Source organism: Streptomyces sp. SID8352 (genome assembly GCF_009862265.1).
GTDB lineage: Bacteria > Actinomycetota > Actinomycetes > Streptomycetales > Streptomycetaceae > Streptomyces.
This window is the reverse complement of sequence record NZ_WWGX01000003.1, coordinates 1-18,145: the sequence shown is the minus strand read 5'-3', so window position 1 is coordinate 18,145 and position 18,145 is coordinate 1. Positions and strand designations below refer to the sequence as shown.

12 protein-coding genes are annotated in these 18,145 nt (G+C 74.5%); 10 read left to right on the top strand and 2 right to left on the bottom strand.

From position 1 onward, the window contains the following. Positions 1 to 7 precede the first annotated feature (7 nt). The 6 genes from GTY84_RS01120 to GTY84_RS01095 all read left to right on the top strand — a co-directional run bounded on the left by GTY84_RS01120 (position 8) and on the right by GTY84_RS01095 (position 9,075). The gene (locus GTY84_RS01120; RefSeq protein WP_161224111.1) at positions 8 to 4,162 is read left to right on the top strand and encodes a non-ribosomal peptide synthetase; all 4,155 of its coding nucleotides are present in this window, start codon (positions 8 to 10) and stop codon (positions 4,160 to 4,162) included. Between the two features lie 2 nt (positions 4,163 to 4,164). Beyond that, positions 4,165 to 5,319 carry an acyl-CoA dehydrogenase family protein gene (locus GTY84_RS01115; protein WP_161224110.1) on the top strand — a complete coding sequence of 385 codons (1,155 nt, stop codon included), beginning with the start codon at positions 4,165 to 4,167 and terminating at the stop codon, positions 5,317 to 5,319. 42 nt (positions 5,320 to 5,361) lie between these two features. Then, positions 5,362 to 6,531: an acyl-CoA dehydrogenase family protein gene (locus GTY84_RS01110; RefSeq protein ID WP_161224109.1), complete on the top strand. Its 1,170-nt coding sequence runs from the start codon at positions 5,362 to 5,364 to the stop codon at positions 6,529 to 6,531. A gap of 56 nt (positions 6,532 to 6,587) precedes the next feature. Next, a complete protein-coding gene (locus tag GTY84_RS01105; protein WP_161224108.1) occupies positions 6,588 to 7,388 on the top strand; it encodes an AzlC family ABC transporter permease in 801 nt (266 codons plus the stop codon). A gap of 1 nt (position 7,389) precedes the next feature. After that, entirely contained in the window at positions 7,390 to 7,710 is a 321-nt protein-coding gene (locus tag GTY84_RS01100) for an AzlD domain-containing protein (protein WP_161224107.1), read from the top strand. 84 nt (positions 7,711 to 7,794) lie between these two features. Next, positions 7,795 to 9,075, top strand: coding sequence for an ATP-grasp domain-containing protein (locus tag GTY84_RS01095; protein ID WP_161224106.1), 1,281 nt, complete (start codon positions 7,795 to 7,797; stop codon positions 9,073 to 9,075). A 159-nt stretch (positions 9,076 to 9,234) separates the two neighbouring features. On the opposite strand, the gene GTY84_RS01090 is transcribed toward GTY84_RS01095, so the two are convergent. Next, positions 9,235 to 10,713 (bottom strand): aldehyde dehydrogenase family protein, encoded by a 1,479-nt coding sequence (locus GTY84_RS01090; protein WP_161224105.1) that lies wholly within the window; start codon positions 10,711 to 10,713, stop codon positions 9,235 to 9,237. A 105-nt stretch (positions 10,714 to 10,818) separates the two neighbouring features. Here GTY84_RS01090 and GTY84_RS01085 point away from each other — a divergent pair, with 105 nt between their 5' ends. The 4 genes from GTY84_RS01085 (at position 10,819) to GTY84_RS01070 (ending at position 17,073) form a co-directional block, all read left to right on the top strand. Further along, positions 10,819 to 11,625 carry an IclR family transcriptional regulator gene (locus tag GTY84_RS01085; protein WP_161224104.1) on the top strand — a complete coding sequence of 269 codons (807 nt, stop codon included), beginning with the start codon at positions 10,819 to 10,821 and terminating at the stop codon, positions 11,623 to 11,625. 207 nt (positions 11,626 to 11,832) lie between these two features. Further along, positions 11,833 to 12,933: an NAD(P)-dependent alcohol dehydrogenase gene (locus GTY84_RS01080; protein ID WP_161224103.1), complete on the top strand. Its 1,101-nt coding sequence runs from the start codon at positions 11,833 to 11,835 to the stop codon at positions 12,931 to 12,933. A gap of 769 nt (positions 12,934 to 13,702) precedes the next feature. Then, the gene (locus tag GTY84_RS01075) at positions 13,703 to 15,064 is read left to right on the top strand and encodes an MFS transporter (RefSeq protein ID WP_161224102.1); all 1,362 of its coding nucleotides are present in this window, start codon (positions 13,703 to 13,705) and stop codon (positions 15,062 to 15,064) included. Between the two features lie 14 nt (positions 15,065 to 15,078). Beyond that, positions 15,079 to 17,073, top strand: a complete 1,995-nt coding sequence (locus GTY84_RS01070; protein ID WP_161224101.1) for an alkyl sulfatase dimerization domain-containing protein — start codon at positions 15,079 to 15,081, stop codon at positions 17,071 to 17,073. Positions 17,074 to 17,699: 626 nt separating this feature from the next. On the opposite strand, the gene GTY84_RS01065 is transcribed toward GTY84_RS01070, so the two are convergent. After that, the coding region (locus tag GTY84_RS01065; protein ID WP_161224100.1) for an avidin/streptavidin family protein at positions 17,700 to 18,145 on the bottom strand (446 nt) is incomplete at its 5' end.

The following is an 18,145-nucleotide window of genomic DNA, read 5'->3' as shown; positions in this document are numbered from 1 at the left end:
GAGGGACATGGCGGACACAGCACGCGGCACCACGGACGGCGACGGCCTCTCCGACGTCAAGCGCAGGCTGCTGGAGATCAAACGGCGGCAGCGGCGGGCGCTCCAGGAGGAGCGGGACCGGATCGTCCCGGTGCCCAGGGACGGCACGCTCGCCGTCTCCGAACAGCAGCGCTACCTCTGGTTCCTGCACCAGCTCCAGCCCGGACTGCCGGTCTACAACGTGCCGTTCGCGCTGCGGCTGCGCGGCGCCCTGGACCCGGCCGCGCTGGGCTCGGCGCTGACCGCGCTGGCGGCCCGGCACGAGAGCCTGCGCACCCGGTTCGGCAGTGAGCGCGGGGTGCCCTTCCAGACGGTGGACCCCGCCCCCTCCGCCTGGCCCCTGCCGGTGGTCGAGGTGCCGGGCCCGGACCCCGAGGCGGAGCTGTCCCGTCTGGTGGACGAGGCGGCCCGGGCCCCGTTCGACCTGGAGACCGGCCCGGTCCTGCGCACCACCCTGTTCCGGACCGCCCCCGACGACCACGTCCTGCTGCTGGTCTCCCACCACATCGTCACCGACGGCTGGTCGACCGGCAGGATCACCCGGGAACTCGCCGTGCTGTACCGCGCGTGCCTCACCGGTGCCGCCGCCGGGCTGCCCGAGGCTCCGTTGCAGCCCGCGGACGTCGCCGCCTGGCAGCAGCGGTGGCTGGCCGGCCCGGCGCGGGAGCGGGAGACCGGCCACTGGCGCGAGGCGCTGGCGGGCCTGCCGACCACGGACTTCCCCGCCGACCGGCCCCGCCCGCCCCAGCCCTCGGGCACCGGGGCCACGCTGGAGTGCACCCTGCCCGCCGGGCTCGGCGCGGCCCTGCGGGAACTGGCCGCCCGGGAGCGCGCCTCGCTGCTGTCGGTGCTGCTCTCCGCCTTCTCCGTGGTCGTCGCCCGCTACACCGGGCAGTCCGAACTCGCCTTCGGCTCCGTCTTCAGCGGCCGTACCCGCGACGAACTGGAGCCGCTGGTCGGCTTCTTCGCCAACACCCTGGTGCTGCGCGCCGATGTGTCGGGCGACCCCTCGTTCACCGGTCTGGTCGCCCGGGTCAACTCCACCGTGCTGGACGCCCTGGAGCACCAGGACCTGCCCTTCGGCAGCCTCGTGCAGGAGTTGCGCCCCGAGCGCGACCCCAGCCGCAACCCGCTGTTCCAGATCAGCTTCACCCTGCTCACCGAAGGCATCGTCGGCGCCTTCGAGTTCGCCGGGCTGACCGTCGAGGAACGGCCCGTGCACCTGGGCACCTCCCGCTTCGACCTCGCCTTCCAGGTCACCGACCGGGGGGAGGCCGGGCTCGACGTGTGGATCGAGTACGCCACCGACCTGTTCGACCGGGACCGGATGGAACGCCTGGTGGAACACTTCCGTTCGGTGCTGACCCGGGCGGTGGCCGAACCCGCCACCCGAGCCGCCGAGTTCGACGTGCTCACGGCCGAGGAGCTGGACCTCGTGCTGCACGGCTGGAACCCGCCGCCCGCCCCGGCGCCCGCCGCCCTGCTGCACGAACTCGTCGCCGCGCACGCCGCCGAGCGGCCCGCCGCGCCCGCCATGCGGTTCGCCGGGAGGGAACTCACCTACGGCCGCCTCGACCGCACCGCCAACCGCCTCGCCCACCTCCTGCGCGACCGCTGGGGGGCCGGGCCGGACCGGATCACCGGCGTCCTGCTGGACCGCGGCACCGACCTGCCGGTGGCCCAGCTCGCGATCCTCAAGGCGGGCGCCGCCTGGCTGCCGATGGACCCCCAGAACCCCGCCGACCGCATCGCCCACCAACTCGCGGACGCCGGGGCCCGCACCGTCGTCACCACCCGCGACCTGGGCCATCTGCTCCCCTCCGGCCAGGAGCGCTGGTACGTCGACGACGAGGGGGCGGAGGCCGAGCTGGCGCGGTACCCGGACGCGCCGCCGGAGACCGGCGTGCGCCCCGACCACCTCGCGTACGTCATCCACACCTCCGGCTCCACCGGCCGCCCGAAGGGCGTGCTGATCTCCCACCGGGCGGCGGTGGACTTCGTCGTCGGCGTCCGCGACCTGTTCAAGATCACCCCGGACGACCGGCTGCTCCAGTTCGCCAACCCTGCCTTCGACGTCAGTGTGTTCGACTTCTACGCCGCGCTGGGCTCCGGTGCCTGTGTGATCGGGGCGCCCCGCGCCGAACTGCTCGACCCCGACGCCCTCCAGCGGCTGATGGCTGAGCAGCGGGTGACCGTCGCCGACGTGCCGCCCGCGGTGCTGCGCCTGCTGGACGCCGGACCACTGACGGACCTCAGGGTGCTCTTCGTCGGCCTGGAGGCGTTCCCCGCCGAGCTGGTCAACCGCTGGAGCGCCCCCGGCCGGGAGTTCCACAACGGCTACGGGCCCACCGAGGCCACCGTCGCCTGCGTGGACTACCTCTGCCCGCCCGAGGGGCTCACCAGCGCACCGCCCATCGGCCGGGCCATGGCCAACCACCGCGCCTACGTGCTGGACGGGACGCTGCGCCCGGTGCCCGTCGGCGTCCCCGGCGAGCTGTACGTCGCGGGCACCGGCCTCGCCCGCGGCTACCTCGGCCGCCCCGACCTGACCGCCGACCGGTTCCTGCCGGACCCGTACGCCGCCGAGCCGGGCGAGCGCATGTACCGCACCGGTGACGTGGTGCGTTGGCGGCCGGACGGCAACCTGGAGTTCCTCGGCCGCGCGGACCGCCAGGTCAAGATCCGCGGTCTGCGCATCGAACTGGGCGAGGTCGAGCACGCCCTCACCCACCATCCGGCGGTCCGCCAGGGCGTGGTGACGGTCCGGCACGCCGGGACCCCGCGGGCCCGGCTGGCGGCCTACGCGGTCGCCGAGCCCGCCGCCCTCGCCGACGGCCCGCTGGACGGCGAGCGCGTCCGGCAGGACCTCGCCGCGACGCTGCCGCTGCACATGGTGCCGTCCGTGGTGACGGTGCTGGAGGCGCTGCCGCTGACCCCCAACGGCAAGGTCGACCTCAAGCGGCTGCCGGAGCCGGGCGACGCTGCCGAGCAGGCGGTACGCACCCCTCCGGCCACGCCCACCGAGCGGGGCCTCGCCCGGCTCTGGACCGAACTGCTGGACGTACCCGGGCCCGTCGGCGCGCACGACAGCTTCTTCGCGCTCGGCGGCAACTCGCTCAACCTCGTCCGGCTCACCACCGCCATCCGCCAGGAGTTCGGCGCCTCGCCGGAGGTCCGCCGCCTCTACCTCGCACCGACCGTCCGCGGCATCGCCGCGCTGATCGACGAGGAGCGCGCCCGGCCGGACACCCCGGCGCTCGGAGCCCCGCACGGCGGTGGGGCCCCCGATGCCGCCGGGGACCCCACCGCGCCCCTCGTGCCGATCACCCCGCCCCGCGAGGGCGGCACGCGCCCCGCCCTCTTCTGCGTCCACCCGGCCGGCGGGGCGATCGTGCCGTACATCCCGCTCGCCCGGCTGCTCGGCCCGGACCAGCCGTTCTACGGGCTGGAGGCACCCGGCCTGGACGGCGGAACCCCGCCCGAGCGGCTGACCGACTACGCCCGCCGCTACGTGGCCGCCGTCCGCGCGGCACAGCCCGCCGGCCCTTACCACCTGGGCGGCTGGTCGGTGGGCGGTGCCATCGCCGCGGAGATGGCCGTCCAGCTCCGCGAGGCCGGCCAGGAGGTCGGCGCGCTGTTGCTGTTCGACACCTCGCTGCCCGGCGGGGACCCGGCCGGTTCCGGGGCCCTGCCGGACGAGGCCGAGCTGCTGCGGTCCTTCGTCCACGACCTGGCGGGCCTGCGCGAACGGCCGGTGCCGGCGCTCGGCCTCGCGTCGCTGCGGGCCCTGCCCCCGGAGGACCGGCTCGGCCGTGTGACGGAACTGCTGGAGGGCGCCGGGCTGGTCCCCGAGGGCGTGCGCGACGAACTCCGCGCCCGCATGCGGGTGTTCCTCGCCACCACCCGGGCGGTCCTGCGGCACCGGGCCCGCCCGCTGGAAGCGCCGCTGACCCTGCTGACGGCCGCCGACGAGGACAACGTGCCCGTCGCCCGCTGGCGTGCCCTGGCCACCGGTGACGTCGAGCACCTCCCGGTCCCCGGCAACCACTACACGATGCTCCAGCACCCCCGCGTGGAGGTCCTCGCGGAGACCGTGCGCCGGGTGCTGGACACGAGGAGCTGAGCGTGGAACTCCAGGACACACCCGAGGACCGCGCGTTCCGCGAGGAGGTCTGCGCCCTGCTCTGCCGGGAGGAGGTACGGGCCGAGGTCGCCGCGGTCCGCGCCCGGCGGGACGCGGAACCCGGCCTGCTGGACGCCTACCGCAGGCTCGGCGAGCGCGGCTACCTGGCGGTCAACTGGCCGAAGGAGTACGGCGGTCTGGGCGGCACCCTCCAGCAGAAGACCATCGTGACGGAGGAGCTGATCGGGCACGGCGTGCCCGACATCGTGCACACCCTGAGCATCGACATCGTCGGGCTCGCCCTGCTGACGCACGGCACCGACGCCCAGCGCGAGCGCCTGCTGCCCGGGATCGCCCGGGGCGAGGGCGCCGCCTCCGTCCTGTTCAGCGAGCCCGGCGTGGGCTCGGACCTGGCGGCGCTGGAGACCCGGGCCGAGCGGGACGGGGACGGCTGGCGGCTGCGCGGCCGCAAGGTCTACAGCATGAAGTCCCATCTCGCCGACTTCGCCCTGTGCGCCGCCCGGACCAGCGAGTCCGACGTCAAGTACCACGGCATCACCCTGTTCGCGCTGCCGCTGAGGACCCCCGGCGTCCTGGTGGACCCGCTGTGGAACCTGGGGGACGAACGGTTCGGCGACATCACCCTCGCCGGTGTCCGGGTCACCCCCGACGACGTGGTCGGCGAGGTAGACGGCGGCTGGGAGGTCATCAACCACGTCCTGGGCCTCGAACGCACCGGTGTGGAGTTCGAGGCGAAGGCGGCCCGCTGGTTCGACGTGCTGCTGCGGCACGCCGCGGACACCGGACTGCTGGAGCACCCCGTGCACGGCCCCCGGCTGGTGGAGCTGGAGGCCTGGGTGCGGGCCGCGCGGCTGCTGTCCTGGCGGTCCGTCGGCGAACTCGCCGCGGACCGCAGCGACGAGGTGCACAACGCCATGGCCAAGCTGCTCACCTCCGAGGTCGGCAAGGAGGTGGCCCACACCGCGCTGGACCTCACCGGTCTGCCGGGGGTGCTCGACCGGCACGACGGCCGGGCGGCGCTGCACGGCATCGGCGAGGCGGCCTACCGGGAGGCGGTGGGGCTCACCCTGGCCTCCGGCACCTCGGAGGTCATGCTCGCGCTCATCGCCTCCACCGGCCTCGGCCTGCTGGCCTGACGCCGGTCCCGGCCCGCCCCTCTCGCAGAAAGCCCAGCCGCCTTGAAGACAGCACCGAGCACCGCACAGCTCGCCCTCGACGACGCCCTCACCGCCTTCCTGGACGAGGAGATCGCCCCGCTGGTGCGCCGCATGGCCTACCGCTCCCCGCACTCCGGCGCCGGGGGCGACCGGGAGGTGCGGGCCATGGTCCACGAGGGACTGACCGGCCTCGGCGTGCCCCGGCTGCCGCTGCCCGCCGCGGCCGGGGGCGACGGGCGCGGCCAGGAGGCCCTGGCCGTCGTGGCCGAACGGCTCGGCGAGGTCCTCTACCAGGGGCTGCTCCCGGACACCCTGACCGCCGCCGGACTGCTCGCCCGGTGCGGCGACGCCCACCTCGGCCTGCTCCGGCTGATCGGCGAGGGCGCCACCGTCGCCCTCGCCGTCCGCTCCGGCACTCCCGGCGGTGCCACCACCGCGGTCCCCGCCCCGCTCACCGCGGACCGGGCCCGGGGCACCCTGACCGGGACACGCGCCTTCGTCCCGTTCGCCGAGGAGGCGGACCACCTGCTGGTGCTGGGCACCGACGCGGACGGGGCGCTCCACGCGGCCCTGCTCGACCCCGGGGCCCCCGGACTCGTCCGCCGCCGCCACGAGGAACTGGGCCGGGGCGAGCTGTACGCGGTGGACCTCGCCGACACGCCGGTGACCGCCTGGCTCAACCTCGGCGAGGACCCCGCCGGGCTCTGGCGCACCGTCCTCGACGGCGCGCGCGTCCGGCACGCCGCGCTGCTCACCGGCCTGGGCCGGGGCGCCCTGCGGATCTCGGTCGAACGCGCCCGGGAGCGCAGGCAGTTCGGCCGTCCTCTCGGCCACCAGCAGGCACCGGCGTTCCGGCTGGCCGAGCTGGCCGCCCGGCTGGACGCCGTGGGGCTGGTGGTGCGCGCGGCCGCCTGGGAGGCCGACCGCCCGGACGACGTCGGTGCCGGGGCCGTCCGGCTGTCGGCCGCGCAGGCCCTGGCGATGGCCGCGGAGGCCGCCCGGCGCACGGCCACCGAGGCCATGCAGATCCACGGGGCGCACGGCATGACGGAGGACAGCGACGCGCAGCTCTTCTACCGGCGGGCCGCCGTCGAGTCGCCGTGGCTGGGATCCCCGGCCGAACTGCGGGCCGAGGTGGCTCCCTTGCTGCGTGGCCGGATTGCCGCCCGGCCGCGTCGGGTCCTCCTGTAGAACTGCACAGTGACGACCGCACGCGACGAGGACGGAACTGTGAACGAGGTACGACGTTGAGCGACGCCGTGAACGAGGACACCCCGGCCCCCGCCGGTGCCGGCACCGCCGCCGGCACCGCGGCGGGCGCGCGCGGCGAGTTATGGGCCGGCGCCCGCGCCATGGCGCCCTTCATGATCGCCGCGTTCCCGATGGGCATCGTCGCCGGGGCCGCGGGCATCGCGGGCGGCGTCGGCTGGCTCGGCACCCTGGGGATGGGCGTGGCCGTGAACTCCGGCACCGCCATGCTCGCCGGTCTCCAACTGCTGCGCGACGGCTCGCCGTGGCCGGTCATCCTGCTCACCACCATGGTGCTCAGCCTGCGCATGACGATCTACGCCATCATGCTCCGGCCGCATCTGCGGGACCTGCCGCAGCGGTGGCGCGCGCTGCTGGCCTTCGGCCTGGTGGACGCCACCTTCTTCATCGTCATCGAGCGCTTCGGGAAACCGGTCGGCGTCCGCGAGCGCCAGTGGTACTTCCTGGGCAGCGCCGCCGCGATGTTCGCCAACTGGACCAGCTCCCTGGCCCTCGGCATGGCGCTGGGCAGCGCGGTGCCGGACATCGCCGGCGAGAGCCTGGAGTTCCCCATGACGGCGCTGTTCATCGCGATGATGGCCGCGACGCTGACCCACTGGAAGCTCTGGATCTCGGTCCTGGTCGCCGGTGCCCTGGCCCTGGCCGCCCACCCGCTGCCGTACAACCTGTACGTCGTCGTGGCGACGCTGGGCGGGGCCGTGGCCGGCTCGCTCTGCGAGGTGTGGGACAAGCGCCGCGCACGGACGACGGCGGCCCCGGACGACCCCGAGACGGTGTGAGATGACGCTGACCCTCCTGATCATCGGCATGGCGCTGTGCGCGTTCGCCACCCGCTGGGTCCCCCTCGTCCTCTTCGAGGACCGGGAGCTGCCCGACGTGGTCAAGAGCGCCCTCACCTATGTGCCGGGCGCGGTGCTCGCCGCCCTGGTCTTCCCCGCCGTGCTGACCCCGATGTGGGAGAACGGCGACAGCGACTGGGCCGTGCCCACCCTCGTCGGCGGCGTGGCCACCCTGGTCGCGGGCCGGTTCGTCAAGCACTTCCTGCTGGTCACCACGATCGGCGTGGTCGTCTTCTTCCTCGTCCGGCACATCCTCGGCTAGCGGAGCGGGCCGCGCGGCCCGGAGGGCCACCGCCCGCGGCCCGGCGCGGCGTCCGCCCGCCCGGCCCGTCGAAAGGATCCCCGCATGGAGCGCCGTCTCGCGGTCGTCTACGAGAACGGATCGGTCAACCCGCTGGAACTCGCCGTCGCCGCCTCCGGCCGCTGCGCCCTGGTCCTGGTCTGCGACCCCTCGTCCGAGGGTGTCCGCCCGGCCCTGCCGCTGCTGCGCGAGACGGGCACCGTGGTGACCCACGACGACGGCACCCCGCCGGAGGAGACCGCGGCGCGGCTCCAGCACCTCGGTGTCGACGGCATCACCACCTTCAGCGACCTGACGGTGGAGCTGACGGCCGTGCTGGCCCGGCTGCTCGGCCTGGACTTCCACGATCCGCTCACCGCCGCCCTGCTCGTGGACAAGCACCGCCAGCGCGCCCGGCTGGCGCAGGCGGGCCTGCCGACACCCCGTCACGCCGCCGTTCCCGCCGAGGCCGGGGAGCAGGAGGTCCGCGCGGCGGTGACCGCCGTGGGAGCCCCGGCCGTCGTCAAGCCCCGCCGGGGCGCGGGAAGCCGCAACACCGTCCTGGTCCGCACCGAGGAGGAGGGCGTGCGCACCGTCACCGCCCTCCGGGCCGCCGGGGAACGGGAGCTGGTGCTGGAGGAGTACCTGGCCGGGGACGCCACCGTGGCGGGGCCGCAGTGGGGCGACTACGTCTCCGTCGAGTCGGTGGCGCACGGCGGACGGATCACCCACATAGGCGTCACCGGCAAACCCCCGCTGCTGGAGCCCTTCCGGGAGACCGGCGCGTTCTTCCCCGCCGACCTGCCCGCACCGGTCCGCGCGGAACTGCTGGCGGCGACGGGCGACGCACTGCGCGCGCTCGGGGTGAGCGGCGGCGTCACCCACACCGAGTTCAAGCTCACCGCCGACGGACCCCGCCTCATCGAGGTCAACGGCAGGCTCGGCGGCTTCGTCAACGACGTGGTGGGCCGCGCCACGGGCTTCCCGCTGCTGCGCACCGCGCTCGACTGCGCGCTCGGCGGACCGCCCGGCCCGCTCACCGTCCCGGCCCCCGGACGCGTCGCCTACCAGCGCTTCCTGGCGCCGCCCGTGGACGCCCGCGCCGTCTCCTCGGTCACCGGTGTCAGGGAGGCCCGCGCGCTGCCCGGCGTCCGCCGGGTGGAACTCGCCAAGTCCCCCGGCCAGCCGGTGGACTGGCGCCAGGGCACCCAGGCGTTCGTGGGCATCGTCTACGGCGACGCCCCCGACCACCGGGCGCTGGCGGAACGCCTCGCGGAGCTCGACGGTGTGCTGAGGGTCGCGTACGACACGGGGAGCGAGGCGGAGGGGGCCGAGGCGGCCTCCTGAGCGGGGGCGGGGGTCCGTACGGCGCCCCTGGGCGGGAGCACCGCGGGCCGGTCCCGTCGGCCCGGCCGTCGCACCGACCGCGTGGCCACCGGCTCTCGCGGGTCCGGCGGGGGTCCGGCGGCCACGTCGACTCGGTCCTGCCCCGAGCGGGCCCGGGGATCAGAAGGGGTAGCCCTCGATCCGCGACTGGACGGTGACCCACTGCGTCCGGGTGAACGTGTCGAGGTTCGCACCCGGCCCGCCGAAGCGGCCCCCCATGCCGGACGCCTTGACGCCGCCGAAGGGCGCGGTCGCCTCGTCGTCGACGGTGGCGTCGTTGACGTGCACGGCGCCCGACTCGATCCGTCCGGCGAGCTCGTAGCCCCGGTGGGCGTCGGCGGTCAGGACGGAGACCGACAGTCCGTACTCGTCGTCGTTGATGATCTCGACGGCCCGGTCGACGCTGTCGTACACCAGTACCGGGGCGACGGGACCGAAGGCCTCCTCCCGCCACAGCGGGTTGTCCGTGGTCAGGCCGTCGACGACGGTCGGCCGGTAGAACAGGCCGTCGTACCGGCCGCCGGTCAGGATCCGGGCGCCCGCGCGCTCCCCGGCGCGGACCAGCTCGTGGACCCGGTCGCGCTGGGCGGCGTCGATGAGCGGGCCCAGGGCGTTGGCCGGGTCGGACGGGTCGCCGACGGGGATGTTCCGTGCCCGCTCGACCAGGGCGGCGATGTACTCCTCGGCGAGGGAGGAGTGCACCAGGTGCCTGCCGGTGGCCATGCAGATCTGCCCCTGGTGCAGGAAGGAGCCCCAGGCACCGACGGCCGAGGCCGCCGCGGCGTCCGCGTCCGGCAGGACGAGCAGCGCGTTGTTGCCGCCGAGCTCGAGGTGCACGTCCTTGAGCAGCGGGCCCGCCGCCTCGCCGATCCGGCGCCCCGCGGCCGTGGAGCCGGTGAACGAGATGGTGGGCACGTCCGGGTGCGCGACCAGTGCCGCGCCCAGCTCACCGCCCCCGGGCAGTACGTGCAGCAGGCCCTCCGGCAGTCCGGCCTCCGCCAGCAGCTCCGCCAGCGCCAGCCCGCCGCTGACCGGGGTGCGCGGGTCGGGCTTGAGGACCACCGCGTTGCCCAGGGCCAGGGCGGGGGCGACCGAGCGCATGGCGAGGATGCCCGGGAAGTTGAAGGGGGAGATGACCCCGACCACCCCGACCGGGACCCGGCGCGCCAGCGACATGCGGGGCTTGGCCGAGCGCAGCAGCTCGCCCTGCGGGTGCGAGGCCAGCGCCGCGGACTCCCGCAGCTCGGTGACGACCAGCTCGGTCTCGAAGGCCGCCTTGCCCTGGCCCGATCCGGCCTCGTCGACCAGCCACGACGTCAGCCGGGCGGGGTTCCCGGCCAGCAGCCGCGCGGCCTCCAGGAGGACGGCCACCCTCCTGTCGTAGGTGAGCGCCGCCCACTCCCGCTGCGCCCGCCGTGCCCGGGTGACCGCCCGGTCCAGGTCCGCGCCGGTGGCCGTCGACACGGCACCGAGCGACTTGCCGGTGGCGGGTGCGCGCACCTCCAGGGGCCCGCCGGAGCCGGTGGTCCAGCCGTCGCTGAACAGCTTTCCGTTCCAGGGGGCCGACAGGTCCGTCCGGGTGTCCTGGGAGATCGACATGGGTGCTCCTCACGCTGTCCGTCCGGCGCCCCCTCCGATGCGGGACGCCGGTGCCAGGGTGCGAGCACTTCTCCGTTCAGCGCAAGAGCTGTAGATTCTCTTTCTGTGCAGCAGAAACCTGTGTATCTGATCGAGGGCGTGGACCGCGCCCTGGTCCTGATCGACATGCTGAGCGAGCGCGGCACGGTCTCCCTGAGCGAGGTCGCCAGGGAACTGGACGTGGCGACGTCCACCGCGCACCGCCTCCTGAACACGCTCGTGTTCCGCTCCTACGCCGTCCAGGGCGAGGGGCGGCTCTACCACGCGGGGCCCCGGCTGGACTTCATGGCGCAGACCGTCCGCAAGGGCTGGGCGACACTGACCCGGACCCTGCGTTCCGTCCTCATGGACCTGCTGGAGGAGACCGGTGAGACGGTCCACCTCATCGTTCCGGCCGGTGCCGAGGTCTGCCTGATCGACGGGCTGGAGTCGCACCGCCGGCTCCGGGTGGCCACCCGCGTCGGCACGCGGCTGCCGGCGTACTGCTCGGCGGCCGGCAAGGCGATCCTGGCGCAGGCCCCCTGGCCCTACGTCGAGGAGCTCTACTCCGGGGGACTCACGCCCTGGCCGTACGCCAAGCTCCACGACATCGACGCGCTGCGGCGCCATCTCGAAGCGGTGAAGCGGCGCGGCTACGCGGTGAACTCCGACGAGACCGAACCGGGGGTGACCGGCATCGCCATGTGCGTCCACGACAGCAGGAGGCGCCCCGTGGCCGCGCTGTCGGTGACCGTGCCCACGGCACGGTTCGAGCGCGACCGCGAGCGACCCCTCGTGGAGACGCTGCGCCAGTTCGGCTATGTCGCCTCCGACCTGCTCGCATCCCTCCCCCCGGACCAGCTTCCCCAGCCCTTCCCGGCCCGCGGACGCTGACGCCGGGGCGGGTGCCCGGCGTGTCCGCGCACCCCTTCGGATTCTGCTGAGCAGATATTCGGCCACATCTTCTTGTGCCCTACGGATACATCTCGTTGACTCCCTCATAACCGGCGCGATGTGGCAACACGGGCACGGCGGGCGGACGCCCACCGGAGCACGCAAGGTGGAGATGGACCACCGCCCGGTTCGAACCAAGGAGTAATCGTGGACATCACCGCTGCAGTAGCTCCGGCCCAGGGCCAGCCCTTCGCGCTGCGCCGTCTCCGGCTGGACGACCTCCGGCACGACGAGGTGCGGGTGCGGCTGGTCGCCACGGGCGTCTGCCACACCGACGCCATCGTGCGCGACCAGGTCTACCCGACCCCGCTGCCCGCCGTGCTCGGGCACGAGGGCGCGGGCGTCGTCGAGGCCGTCGGCAGTTCCGTCACCACCGTGCGTGAGGGGGACCACGTCGTCCTGTCCGCAAACTCGTGCGGACAGTGCCGCCAGTGCATGAGCGGAGACCTCTCCTACTGCGAGGACCTGTTCGGCCGGAACTTCGGCGGACGCCGCCCCGACGGCTCGACCGCCCTCTCCGACGACCAGGGCCCGGTCTCCTCCATGTTCTTCGGGCAGTCCTCCTTCGCCACCCACGCCAACGTCGCCGCGCGCAGCGTGGTCGCGGTGGATCCGGAGGTGCCCCTGGACCTCCTCGGCCCGCTGGGCTGCGGCATCCAGACCGGTGCCGGCGCGGTCCTCAACGAGATGCGGCCCCACGCGGGCTCCTCCCTCGTCGTCTTCGGTGCCGGGGCCGTGGGCGCGGCGGGCATCATGGCCGCCGTCGTGGCCGGGTGCACCACGGTCATCGCCGTGGACCTGCACGACAGCCGCCTCGACCTGGCCCGGAGCATCGGCGCCACCCACACCGTCAACGGACGCTCCGGGGACGTGGTGGAACGCATCCGGGAGATCACCGGCGGCCGGGGCGTCGACTTCGCCCTGGAGACCACGGCGGTGCCCGCGGTGCTGCGGCAGGCGGCGGACGCGCTGGCCATCCGCGGCACCGTCGTCCTCGTCGGCGCGGCCGCCCCCGGCACCGAGGTCGCCTTCGAGACCGGCGCCTCCCTCACCAAGGGATGGACCTTCAAGACCGTCATCGAGGGCAGCTCGGTCCCCCAGGTCTTCATTCCCCAGCTCATCGACCTGTGGAAGCAGGGGCGCTTCCCCTTCGACAGCCTCATCAAGAAGTACCCGTTCGACCGGATCAACGAGGCCTTCGCCGACTCCGGCAGCGGGGCGACCATCAAGCCCGTCCTCACCTTCTGAACCTTCTGACAGCACGGCCCCGCACCCCCGGGCGGAGCGCACGGGGGCGGGCCCGGGACCGACGGGCTCCGGACGGGCCCACCCGGGCCGCGCGGCACCGGCGCCACGGGACCGGCAGCGCGGGACCGATACGGCCGGGCCGACGCGGTGCGGGACCAGGCATGGTGCGGGACCGGCATGCGGATGCGGCACGGTTCCCGCCGGGCGGAGCATCCGGGACGTGAGCCGTCCGCCGCCTCCGCCCGGCCCGAACCGGCCCGCGGCCCGTCCCGCAGCCGGCCGACCGGCCCGGAGCCTCCGCCCCGGAGACCTCCCCCACGGCGTCCCGGCGCCGCGGCACCCACCCGGACCGAGCGCTCCCGCCCCGCGCGGGTCCTGCACGGCCCGGTGGTCCCGCTCCGGCGGGCCCCCACCCCGCCCCGCCGGGGCTCCTCCCCCGCGTCCCGTCGGGTCCGCCCCGCCCATCGGCGGTGCCCCCCTCGTCCGCCGCGGGCCGACGTCAACGGCCCTCCCCGGCGTCACGACGGTCGGGCGCGGACCGGGGTGAGGCACCCCCGCAGACGACCGGATTCCGAGGGCTGTCCCCGGAGCCGGAACGCCGGACGCACGGCCCGGACGCACGGCCCGGCCGCGCGCCGGGACGCGGCACCCCCCTGACCCGCCACGGCCGCCACCGGCCCCGTTCCCCCCGTGATCCACACCGCGTGCGGACGTCCGCACGCGCCACTTCGCCCTGCCCGCCCCGTGCGGGCCGATGATCGGACGCGTCATGCCCACCCTCCCCGAGCCGTCGTCGCCCACCGCGCCCAGACCCGACCGGCCGAGCCGGACACGCGCCTACGGCGTCACCGCGCTGCTGCTGCTCTTCATGTTGCTCAACTTCGCCGACAAGGCGGTCCTCGGCCTGTCCGCGGCGTCGATCAGTGCGGAGTTCGGCCTGTCCGCCAGCGCGTACGGCCTGCTCAACACCGTGTTCTTCGCCTGCTTCAGCCTCGCCGCCGTCCTGGTGGGCTTCCTGAGCAACCGGGTCAGGACCAAGTGGCTGATCCTCGCGATGGCACTGGCCTGGACCGCGGCCCAGCTGCCGCTCCTGGTGCCCGCCGCCGGATACACGACCCTGCTGGTCACGCGACTGGTACTCGGAGCGGCCGAGGGGCCCGCGTACCCCGTCGCGAACCACGCCGTGCACAAGTGGTTCACCGCCCGGGGACGGAACGTCGCCAGCGGCATCCTGTCGGCCGGGATCCCGCTCGGGGTGATCATCGCCGGCCCGGTCCTGGGCGGGGTGATCGACGACCACGGCTGGCGGTGGGCGTTCGGCGTCACCGGCTTCCTCACCCTCGGCTTCACGGTGCTGTGGCTGGCCGTCGGGCGCGAGGGGCCGTACGGGGCCGTCGCGGGTGACGCGCCCCGGGAGCAGGAGGAGAGCGGACCCGACGTCCCCACCTGGAAGGTGCTGCTCACCCCGACCTGGATCGCCGGCGTCGTCGGCGGTCTCGCCTCCTACTGGGCGGTCACCGTCCTCATCGCCTGGGTGCCGCAGTACCTGGCGAACGTCCTCGACCTCGGTACCAGGACCGCGAGTTCGGCGATCGTGTTCCCCTGGGCGGCGCAGGGAATCGCCATGGTCGCCACCGGCCTGGCCGCGGCGTGGCTGCTGCGCCGCGGGCTCTCCAGCAGGATCGCCAACGGCCTGGTGGGAGGCGTGTGCGTCACCGTCGCCGGGGTCGCCGTCCTCCTGCTGCCGCACGTGTCGTCCACCACCGGCGCCGTCACGCTGATCGCCGTCGGGTTCGGTCTCGGCGCGGTGATCCTGCCGCTGGCCCAGACGATGTCGACCGAACTCGCCCCCGTGCGGCGGCGGGGCGGTGTGCTCGGCGCCTACACGGCCGTCTACTCCCTGGCCGGGGTCGTCCAGCCGGTCCTGACCGGACGGCTGATCGACACCGCCGGCTCACCGGCCGACGGCTACCGCCACGCCTTCACCCTGACCGGGCTCCTCCTGGTCGCGGGCGGAGTGGTGTTCATGGCCCTCGTCCGCCCCGAACGGGACCGGGCACGGCTCCTCGGGGCCGGACCGCCCGCCGACGACCGCGCCACCGTCCCGGTCCAGAGCACGACCGCGCCATGAGGAATCGAGAGCACATGTCTGTGAACCATCCCGCCCGCCCCGCCTCCGAGTTCACCGCGCGGTGGCACCGCGAGGCACTCCGCTCGCTGCCGATGGAGGACCGTTCCGCGTTCGCCGACGCGGCACGCGGTCTGGTCGCCGCCGACGGACCGCCGGTCGTCCGGGACGACTCGGGCCACGTGGTGTGGGACCTCACGGCGTACGACTTCCTGCGGGAGGGGGAGGCACCCGAGACCGTGCACCCCAGCCTCTGGCGGATGGCCCGGCTCAACCGCCATCACGGCCTGTTCAGGGTGACGGACCGCGTCTACCAGGTGCGCGGGTACGACATCGCCAACATGACCGTCGTCGTCGGGGACCGCGGCTACATCGTCATCGACCCGCTCACGTCCACCGAGACGGCGACCGCGGCCCTCCGGCTCGTTCGCGAACACCTCGGTGACCGGCCGGTGACCGCGCTGCTCCACACCCACTGCCACGTAGACCACTTCGGCGGTGCCCGTGCCGTCCTCGAGCACGCCGCGCCCGGCGACGGGCCCCTGCCGGTGATCGCGCCCCGCGGATTCCACGAGCACGCCGTGACGGAGCACGTCCACGCCGGTGCCGCGATGAGCCGCAGGTCCGGCTACATGTTCGGCCCCCGGCTGGCACCGGGGCCGCTCGGCCACGTCACGGCGAGCCTCGGCGTGTCCATCGCCCGGGGAACGACGACCGTGGTCGAGCCGACCCACGTCATCGACGCCACCGGCACCGAGATGACCATCGACGGCGTGGAGTTCGTCTTCCAGTACGCCCCCGACTCCGAGGCTCCCGCGGAGATGAACTTCCTGCTGCCGGGTCTGCGGGCGCTGTGCATGGCGGAGACCGTCTCCCAGCAGATGCACAACCTCTACACCCTGCGCGGCGCCCAGGTGCGCGACGCCCTCAAGTGGAGCGGCTACATCGACGAGGCCCTGCGGATGTTCGCCCCGCACGCCGAGGTGATGTTCATCAGCCACCACTGGCCGACCTGGGGCCGGGAGAACATCGCCCGGCTGCTGCGGATGCACAGCGACCTCTACCGGTACATCCACGACGAGACCCTCCGCCTGGCCAACCACGGTCACACACCGACCGAGATCGCCGAGATGGTGACCCTCCCGCCGCAACTCGCCGGCCACTGGGCGAACCGGGGGTGCTACGGGACCCTCAACCACAACGTGAAGGCTGTCTACCAGCGCTACCTGGGCTGGTTCGACGGCAATCCGGCCACCTTGCACCCGTTGCCGCCCGCCGAGGCGGGCAGACGCTATCTGGACCTGATCGGTGGCACGGAACCGGCGCTGGAGGCGGCCCGCGCCGCCCACGGACGGGGGGACTACCGGTGGGGGGCCGAACTCCTGCGGCACGTGCTCGCCGTCGATCCCGCGCACGAGGGGGCGCGCCTGCTCCAGGCCGCCGTGTTCGAACAGCTCGGCTACCAGGCGGAGAGCGCCGCCTGGCGCAACTTCTATCTCGTGGGCGCGGACGAGTTGCGCCACGGGGTGCCGGACGGCCGGTCCTTCACGGCCATCAGCCCCGACCTGCTGGTCGGCATGCCGGTCCCGGCCATGCTGGACCTGCTGGCGATCAGGCTCGTCGGGCTCCGGGCGAGCGCCCACGACCTGTGCTTCACGTTCGAGGTCGCCGGTGAACCGGAGCCCCACCGGCTGGCCGTGGGGAACGGTGTGCTCCGGCACGGTACGGACGGCGGGGTGTGCGGCTGCGACGGGGCGCACACGGTCCTCCGGCTGGACCGCGCGGCCCTCGGCGCGTTCGCCTGCGGTGCCTCGTCGCTCGACGCGCTCGTCGACGGGGGGCGTGCCGTCGTCATGGGCGACCGGTCCCGCCTCGACACGTTCGAGGGCCTGCTCGACCGCTTCACCGGAGACTTCGAGGTGGCGGTCACCAACGCGCCGCGCCCCGACGGTCCGGCCGGGGCGCCCGCCCCCGAGCCGGGCGGGGTCCCGGTCGCGGCGGGGGGCCGCTGACCGTCGGCACGGCGGGTGTCCCCGGGGCCGGGGGCACCGCCGTGCCGTCCGCGATGCCGCGACGGCGTCCCCGTGTGTTCCCCCAGGTGCCGTCCACTGGCGCGCGCGGTCCGCGTAAGGGCTTGCGGTCCCGGTTCCCGTCCGTCCGGCACCCCGTGGGGCGCCGTCCTCCGCCCGGCGGGGTGCCGGGGAGGCGTGACGGACGGACGACGGGCGGGCCTTCCCGGCGCGTGTCGGCCGGGTGCCCGTGCGCCCGGCGGGGTCGCGCCGCTACATCTGACGACAGAGCCCAGGAGCAGGGCACGCTCCTCGACCTCGGCGTCGACGCGTGGGACGGCGTCCGCCCCGCGCTCCCGCCTCACTTCGGCGACTGCGAGTACTGCGAGCGCGCCATTCGCACGCACGATTCCCACCCCGTCTGTGCCGACTGCCGCACCGGACGCGGGCTCGACGAGCCGTCGCCGTAAGCGGGCCGACCGCCCGCGCCGGTCCGGCGCGGGCGATGAGGGGTACCCGGACCCGGCAGACGGTCCGGCGCGGATTGTTCACGGCGAAGGGCGCCCGAGAGGGAATCGTCCCGGGCGCCCTCGCGGGACGCGACGTCCCGGCAGGCTCGGGCCCGCGTGTCACTTCTGCGCAGAGGGGGCCCCACCGTTCACGCCGGCCTTGCGGGCCGCGGCGATCGTGGCGGCGGACGGCCTGGTCCTGGTGAACTCGTCATGGCCGACCAGCGTCGACTTCCACTGGTCGGCGGAGGTGGTGCCGGACGTCAGCAGCCACTGGGTGCTGATCCGCGGGTTGGAGCCGCCGAAGTACTGGCCGCTCCAGGTGGTCGCGGAGTGGGCGTTGCGGTAGCTGTTGCGCCAGGAGACGGTCCAGCCGAGTGCCGTGCCGTGGTCCGGCGCGGGAAGGGTGTCGAAACGGCCCTTCACCACGTACTGGTTCTCGGCGTTGCCGACCGCCGAGTCGTATGTGCCGGTGAGACTGCCGTTCGCGTGCGCCGTCACCGTGAAGGTCGAACCGAGTTCGTTGTACCAGGTACCGCTGAGGCCGTTCGTGGCGGTGGCCTTCG

Excerpts from the sequence above, each read along its gene's own strand:
- GTY84_RS01100 (WP_161224107.1), top strand. The coding sequence starts at position 7,390 with ATGACGCTGACCCTCCTGATCATCGGCATGGCGCTGTGCGCGTTCGCC.
- GTY84_RS01090 (WP_161224105.1), bottom strand. The coding sequence starts at position 10,713 with ATGTCGATCTCCCAGGACACCCGGACGGACCTGTCGGCCCCCTGGAAC.
- GTY84_RS01075 (WP_161224102.1), top strand. The coding sequence starts at position 13,703 with ATGCCCACCCTCCCCGAGCCGTCGTCGCCCACCGCGCCCAGACCCGAC.
- GTY84_RS01070 (WP_161224101.1), top strand. The coding sequence starts at position 15,079 with ATGTCTGTGAACCATCCCGCCCGCCCCGCCTCCGAGTTCACCGCGCGG.
- GTY84_RS01120 (WP_161224111.1), top strand. The coding sequence starts at position 8 with ATGGCGGACACAGCACGCGGCACCACGGACGGCGACGGCCTCTCCGAC.
- GTY84_RS01095 (WP_161224106.1), top strand. The coding sequence starts at position 7,795 with ATGGAGCGCCGTCTCGCGGTCGTCTACGAGAACGGATCGGTCAACCCG.